Consider the following 7,083-nt stretch of genomic DNA (forward strand, 5'->3'; position numbering starts at 1 on the left):
GATGCGGCGGGGGACCGGCATGGGCCGGGGGCCTGGTATCGCGCTGGCGGTTGCCGGGGCGGTGGCGCTGGGGATTGCGGCCTGGGTCGAATACGGGCTGGGGGACGTGCCGTGCGGGCTGTGCCTGTGGGAACGCTGGCCCTGGCGCGTGCTGGTGGGGCTGGGCCTGCTGGCCGCCCTGCTGCGCGGGCAGGGGGCGCGGGCCATGCTGTGGCTGGCTGTTCCGGTGATGCTGGCGGCCTGCGGGCTTTCGGCCGTTCATGTCGGGGTGGAACATGGGTGGTGGCCGAGCCCGCTGCCGGAATGTCGCGCGCCGGTCTTTCATCCCGGCACGTTCGCCGAGCGTCTGGCCGCCATGCCCATGCGCCCGTCGAAGCCGTGCGACGCGCCGACCTATCTGGTCGGCGCGCTGCCGCTGTCGATGGCCGCGATGGACGGGCTGTGTGCGGCCGGTGTGCTGGCGGTTATAGCGTACTGCCTCTCCCGCGGCCGAAAAAGAGGCCGACGATGAACAGCACCAGGAAGATGAAGAACAGAATCTTGCCGATATAGGCGAAATCGGCCGCGAAGCCGCCGAAGCCGAGGGCCGCGGAGATCAGGGCCAGGACGAGGAAGATCAGCGTCCAGCGTAAGAGGTCCATCGGGATATCCTCCGATTCATGTGTCTGGACCGGATGGTCCGTTATGGTTTCAATGGCTGGCTGCCCGTATGGTTGCGGTTTCGTATGAGAATTCGCGGGTTGCGGCCTGTCCCGGCGTTCTGGGGATGGGCTGGAGGCCATGCGTGCCCGGCAGGGTGAAGACAATGGCCTGCTCCGTGTGTCCGGTGCGGCCTTCAGCAGGCGGGTGACTGATCGTGCCGGATTTCCGCTCTCTCTATCGTCAGGGTTTCGCGCGGGTGGCGGGGTGTACGCTGCCGGTGGCGCTGGCCGACCCGGCGGCCAATGTCGCGCGGATGGCGGACATGGTCCGCGCCTGCGACGCCCAGGGTGTGGCGCTGGCGGTTTTTCCCGAACTCGGTGTGTCAGGCTACGCGATCGACGATCTGCGCCAGCAGGACGTGCTGCTCGATGCGGTGGGGAGCGCGCTGGCGATCCTGGCGGAGGCGACCGCCGGGCTGATGCCGGTGGTGGTGGCGGGCGCGCCGCTGCGGCATGGCGACGCGCTGTACAATTGCGCCGTGGTGCTGCATCGCGGGACCGTGCTGGGCGTGGTGCCCAAGAGCTATCTGCCGAATTACCGTGAATTCTACGAAGCCCGGCATTTCGTCGCCGGGGCCGGGCTGCGCGGCCAGACGATCCATGTGGCGGGGCAGACGGCGCCGTTCGGCACCGACCTGCTGTTCGAGGCGGAGGATCTGCCCGGCTTCGTGGTCGGCGTCGAGATCTGCGAGGATGTGTGGGTGCCGGCACCGCCCAGCACGGATGCGGCGCTGGCGGGGGCGACGGTGATCGCCAACCTGTCGGCCAGCGATATCACGGTGGGCAAGGCCGACCAGCGCGACCTGCTGTGCCGCTCGCAATCAATGCGCGCGCTGTGCGCCTATGTCTATGCGGCGGCGGGTGAGGGGGAGTCGACCACCGACCTTGCCTGGGACGGGCAGGTTTCGATTTACGAAAACGGCGCGCTGCTGGCGGAGACGGAGCGTTTTCCGCAGGGGCCGCATCGGGCGGTGGCGGATGTCGATCTGGATCTGTTGCGGCAGGAACGCGTCCGGATGGGGACGTTCGCCGATTGTCGTGTCGTGCGGCAGGGCGGAGAGTGGCGCCGGATCGGCTTCGCGCTGGCGCCGCCGCCGGGCGATCTGGGCCTGTTGCGCCGGATCGAGCGGTTTCCCTTCGTGCCCAGCGACCCGGCGCGGCTGGAGCAGGATTGTTTCGAAGCCTGGACGATCCAGGTTTCGGCCCTGAAGCAGCGCCTGTTGGCGACCGGGGCGCGGAAGATGGTGATCGGGGTGTCCGGCGGGCTGGATTCCACCCAGGCGCTGCTGGTGGCGATCCGTGTTGCCGACGAACTGTGTCTGGGGCGCGATGCGGTGCTGGCCTATACCATGCCCGGTTTCGGGACCAGCGCCGGCACGCAGTCCAACGCCATGGCGCTGATGCAGGCGCTGGGCGTGGCGGCGGCGGAACTGGATATCCGCCCGACCGCGCGGGTGATGCTGGAAGAGATGGGCCACCCCTTTGCCCATGGTGTGCCGCAATATGATGTGACCTTCGAGAACGTGCAGGCGGGACTGCGTACCGATTTCCTGTTCCGGCTGGCCAACCAGCATGGGGGCATCGTGATCGGGACCGGCGATCTGTCGGAACTGGCGCTGGGCTGGTGTACCTATGGCGTCGGCGACCAGATGTCGCACTACAACGTCAATGCCGGGCTGCCCAAGACGCTGATCCAGCATCTAATCCGCTGGGTCGTCGCCTCCCGCCGGGTGGAGGCTGATGCGGCGCGGGTGCTGGAGGCGATCCTGGCAACCGAGATTTCGCCCGAACTGATCCCGGCGGGTGCCGACCAGGCCCTGCAAAGCACCGAGGAGAAGATCGGGCCGTATGCCTTGCAGGATTTCACGCTGTACCATGTGCTGCGGCATGGGTTCCGGCCCTCGCGCATTGCGTATATGGCGGAAATCGCGTGGCGCGATGCGGGGGCGGGTACGTGGCCGCCGGGCTTCCCGGCGGATCGGCGGGTGGCCTATGACCTGCCGGCGATCCGGCACTGGCTGTCGGTTTTCCTGAGCCGCTTCTTCGGATTCAGCCAGTTCAAGCGTTCGGCGATGCCCAACGGGCCGAAAGTGGTGGCCGGTGGTGCGTTGTCGCCGCGTGGCGACTGGCGGGCGCCGTCGGATGGCAATGCGCGGCTGTGGCTGGAGGAACTGGAGCGCAACGTTCCAGCGGCATGATCGGCCTCCGCGCGCGGTCAGGCGAAAGGGGTATCGGGTGACGATCTGTTCCGAAGATGTGCATTGGAAAAGAGATTGATTCTGTTTTGACAGAAATGGACCTGAAAGCTGATTGAATTGGAGGGGGTTCCGGTTGGAACTTCTTTGGTCCTGCGTTGTTATGACCAGATAGTCGGAGCGACGGCGCAGGCTTCTTGTCCAGTGATATCGGGGTCTATTATGTGTCCTGGCTTCGCCTCTGGAGAGGTGTATGGCGGATAGTGTTTATCGGAACGGTATTTTTTTCGATGGGTCTGGAAAAGCGCCGGTTATTGCGGATGTGGCCGTAGAAGACGGCAGGATTGTCGCCATCGGGCGGGATCTTGCGGTGGAGGCCGGGGTTACCGAGATCGATTGTCGCGGATTGTGGGTGATGCCGGGGTTGCTCGACATCCATACGCATCTTGATCTGGAAGTGGAACTCGCCCCCGAACTGCCGGAAGTGGTGCGGCATGGCACCACCACGGTCGTCATGAGCAATTGTTCGATCGGCGTGACCTATGGCCATCAGCGGCGCGACGGCGAAGACCCGATCGTGGATTGCTTCGCGCGGGTCGAGAACATGCCCAAATCGGTTCTGAAGCGCGTTGCGGATGCCTGTACGTGGAGGGATTCGCAGGGGTATCTCGACCATCTGGAGGGGCTGCCGCTCGGCCCCAATGTCGTGCCGATGATTCCGCATTCCATGCTGCGGATCGAGGTCATGGGCCTGGACGGGTCGGTCAGCGGGCCGCCGACCCCGGAAGAACTGGCGCGCATGGAGCAGTTACTGGAAGCCGGGATGGCGCAGGGCTATGCGGGGTTCTCGACCGATGCGCTGCCGTTTCACTTTCTTGCGAATGCACCGAACAAGAAGAAGCGGATTCCGACGCAATATGCCGGGTTTCGGGAACTGGCGCGGCTGACGGAGATCGTGCGGCGTCATGGCCGGGTGTGGCAGGCGACGCCGGCCAAGGACGATGTTTTTGCCGCCGTGCGCAGTTTCATGCTGACCAGCGGGCGGCTGTACCGTCGGCCGCTCAGGACGACCGTGCTGGCGGCGCTCGACCTGCAAACCAGCCGGTCGGCCATGCATCTCTGCCTGCTGCTCTCTTCGATTCTCAATTCCCGGCTGCTGAAGGGGGCATTGCGTTTTCAGGCCCTGTCTTCGTCTTTCCGGATCTGGAGTGACGGTGCGATCAACCCGCTGGCGGACGAGATTGCGGCGTTTCGGGCGCTTAACGAACTGGAGCTTGATGATCGGCCGGGGCGGGTGCGGATTCTGAACGATCCTGGCTGGGTCGCATCCTTCCGGAAAATGTGGTTGGCGGGAAAGGGGAAAGGATGGTCCATGGCGCGGCTGCGGCGGCGCCTGCGCTGTGAGACGGTGGTGTTGAGCCGGCGGCTGGATGACATGTTCGTTGCGGAATGTCCGCTGGCGCATTGGGTGGGGGAGAGCCTGGAGGCGCCTTATCGCAGGCTTCTGGCCTTTCAGGCGGCCAATGGTCGCTTTCCGCACGCCCGTGACGCGGAGGCCGCGTTTTTCGCGGGTTTTCCCGACCCGATCGGCGATGACGCGGCGTTTCTGCTGCATCTGCTGCGGGTGTGGGATACCGACCTGCGCTGGGAGACGACGATCGCCAACCGGAATCCCGCGACGCTCAGAAAGCTGCTCTTCCACGACCAGACATTGCCGGGTTTCAACGACAGTGGTGCGCATCTGGCCAATATTGGTTTCTATGACGGCAACCTCCGGACGCTGAAGGTCGCGCAGTGGGAGGGGTTGGCGCAGGTTTCCCGAGCCGTCCATCGGCTGACGGCGCTTCCGGCCGCATTTTTCGGCCTGAATGCGGGTGTGGCGCGGGTGGGGGCGCAGGCGGATCTGTGCGTGATCGACCCGGCTGCGCTTGAACGGTGGAACCCGGAGGAGACCTATCATTTTCTCCATCGGAGCCAGCTTGGGTGCCGGCAGGTCGTCAATCGTCCGGTGGGCGTCGTGCGGAATGTGATGATCGGCGGGCGGATCGTGTGGGAGGGGGACGGATACGCCGACGGGTTCGGGGAACGCGCGTATGGACGTGTGATGCGGGCGAAGGATCATCCGCTGGAGAAGCATTGGTCCTGACGGGTTGTCGGGGAAGGCGGGCAGTCTATGCCCGGCTTCTTGCGTCCGGCGCGGTCAGGCGGAGCCAGGGATGGCGGGCGCGCAGGAAGGCGACCACGCGCTGCTTGTGCGCGGCCCGTTCGGTGACCGTGTCGGTCATGGCGGCGTCGTGGACCCGGTATTCGGCCAGCGTCTCGGGCAGGTGCGTGCCGGCGATGCCGAGTTCGGCCAGGGTGCACCAGAGGTCGTAATCCTCCCACCCCATGGCGTCGCGGCGTACGTAATAGCCGCCGGCCGCCGCCCAGGCCCATTTCGCCACCATCGCCATGGCGTCGACGACGTTGCCGCCCACCAGGCGTGCCGGGTGCCAGGGGAGGTCGCCCATCACGCCGCAGGCCCGGTCGAACCGGCGGATGATCGGGTAGGCGAAGCCGGCATCGTCCCGCTGGATGGCATCCAGCAGGTGCGCGCAGGCATCGGGCAGCAGGCGGTTGTCGGCATCGAGCTGCATGACGTAGGGGGTTTCGGCGGCGGCCATGCCGATATTGCGCGCCCCGCCCAGCCCGGCATTGCTGCGGGCGCGCAGCAGCAGCAGGCGGTTGAATCGCTTGCCGTGGCGCGCCATCCAGCCGCTGACCAGGGCGGCGGTGTCGTCGGTCGAGGCGTCGTCCACCACGATCAGGTCCAGCGGTGCGAGCGTCTGGTGACGCACCGAATCCAGGGCCTCGATGACATGATCGGCGTATTGGTACGCGGTGATGACGACGGTGACCGCCGCGTTCTGCAACTGGTCGTGGTGCAGGCATATCTCGCTGTCGGGGATGGTCGGTATGGCGCGGACTCGGGCGGGGCCGCGTGCCAGGGCCTGGGCGCCGGCCAGCGCGGTGGTCTGGCCGCCTGCCAGGCTGGCGATGGTCAGTGCCATCAGGGTGGCCTGTCGTTGCGGGCCGTATTCCCACAGGACCGTATGCAGTGCGTCGCGCGCCATGCGGCTGCGCAGGGCGGGATCGTCCACCAGGCGGGTCAGCGCGTCCGCCCATTCCGCGTCGCTGTCCGCCAGCAGGCCGGTGATGCCGTCGCGGATCGCGGCGCGGAAGGGCGCGGTGGGGGAGGCGACGGTGCAGGCGCCGGCCAGGGCGGCCTCGAAGAATTTCAGTTCGCTCTTGGCCTCGCAGAACGGGTTGCCGGTTTCCAGCGGGGCGATCGAGATATCGAGCCTTGCCAGTTCGTCGGGCAGGGCGTCCAGCCCGACCATGTCGCGCCATTCGATCTGCGCCGCGTGGGCGTGCAGGGTGGGGAATTCCTCGGTCAGCAGCAGCGGACGGCCGCCTCCGGGCTCGCGGAACAGGACCAGCCGCACGTCTGGCCGCCGGGCCATGACGGCCAGCAGGCCCGGCAGGGCGCGGGCGAAATCGCGCTGGTGCGTGCGCGTGCCGGCGGCGTAGCCGATCCGTACCAGCCCGTCGGGCGGGGTGGCCGCGCGGCGGCGGGCGGCCTGGCGGGAGCGTTCCAGCGTCTGCCGGTCGTGGATGTTCGGGATGGTGACCGTCAGCGGCGTGAAGGGGCGCATCCGGTCGGCCAGGGGGTCGGTGGTGGCGATGCCGAAATCGCAGCGTCGCAGCGTGCGCTGCATGTCGTCATACATGCGTTCGATCCGCGCCACCGGGGCGGAGCTGACGCGGATGCCGTCGATCAGGTCGCCGCGCGCCAGTGCGGGTTCGAACACCAGGTCGTCGGCGTCGAAGGCCAGCAGGGCGCCGCGAGCGCGGGCCATCCCGATCAGCGTATCGACATGGCCGCTATATTCCACGCGCCACAGGACGATCAGGTCGGCCCACAGCATGTCGTCCGGGCCGACGGCGGCGCAGGCGCGGCTGCGGGTGGCGTAGCCGGCCCTGCGGCAGGCGGCTTCGTTGCGGTCGACGCGATAGATCGTGCCCGGTGTCGTCGGTTCGCCGGAGACGAACAGCACCGTGCGGACGGGCAGGCGTGCCCGCGCGGGTTCGGGGGGCGGCATGACCACGGGAGGGGTGCGCGGGCCTGCCAGTCGGCGGGCCAGGCG

5 protein-coding genes are annotated in these 7,083 nt (G+C 67.2%); 3 read left to right on the forward strand and 2 right to left on the reverse strand.

Translation table 11 applies throughout. The features are described 5' to 3' along the window. The first annotated feature begins 1 nt into the window (after position 1). Positions 2–511, forward strand: coding sequence for a disulfide bond formation protein B (locus ABF821_RS16615; RefSeq protein ID WP_246401956.1), 510 nt, complete (start codon positions 2–4; stop codon positions 509–511). On the opposite strand, the gene ABF821_RS16620 is transcribed toward ABF821_RS16615, so the two are convergent. After that, a complete protein-coding gene (locus ABF821_RS16620; protein WP_114729551.1) occupies positions 465–641 on the reverse strand; it encodes a DUF1328 domain-containing protein in 177 nt (58 codons plus the stop codon). The two genes, ABF821_RS16615 and ABF821_RS16620, sit on opposite strands and share 47 nt — an antisense overlap. A 215-nt stretch (positions 642–856) precedes the next feature. On the opposite strand from ABF821_RS16620, the gene ABF821_RS16625 reads away from it, so the two are divergent. Beyond that, entirely contained in the window at positions 857–2,899 is a 2,043-nt protein-coding gene (locus ABF821_RS16625; RefSeq protein WP_182973958.1) for an NAD(+) synthase, read from the forward strand. 250 nt (positions 2,900–3,149) lie between these two features. Then, positions 3,150–5,042 (forward strand): N-acyl-D-amino-acid deacylase family protein, encoded by a 1,893-nt coding sequence (locus ABF821_RS16630; RefSeq protein WP_415530829.1) that lies wholly within the window; start codon positions 3,150–3,152, stop codon positions 5,040–5,042. A 25-nt stretch (positions 5,043–5,067) separates the two neighbouring features. Here the strand turns inward: ABF821_RS16630 and ABF821_RS16635 are convergent. Then, the coding region (locus ABF821_RS16635) for a glycosyltransferase (protein WP_415530830.1) at positions 5,068–7,083 on the reverse strand (2,016 nt) is incomplete at its 5' end.

It is taken from the genome of Gluconacetobacter sp., assembly GCF_047721585.1.
Lineage (GTDB): Bacteria > Pseudomonadota > Alphaproteobacteria > Acetobacterales > Acetobacteraceae > Gluconacetobacter > Gluconacetobacter dulcium.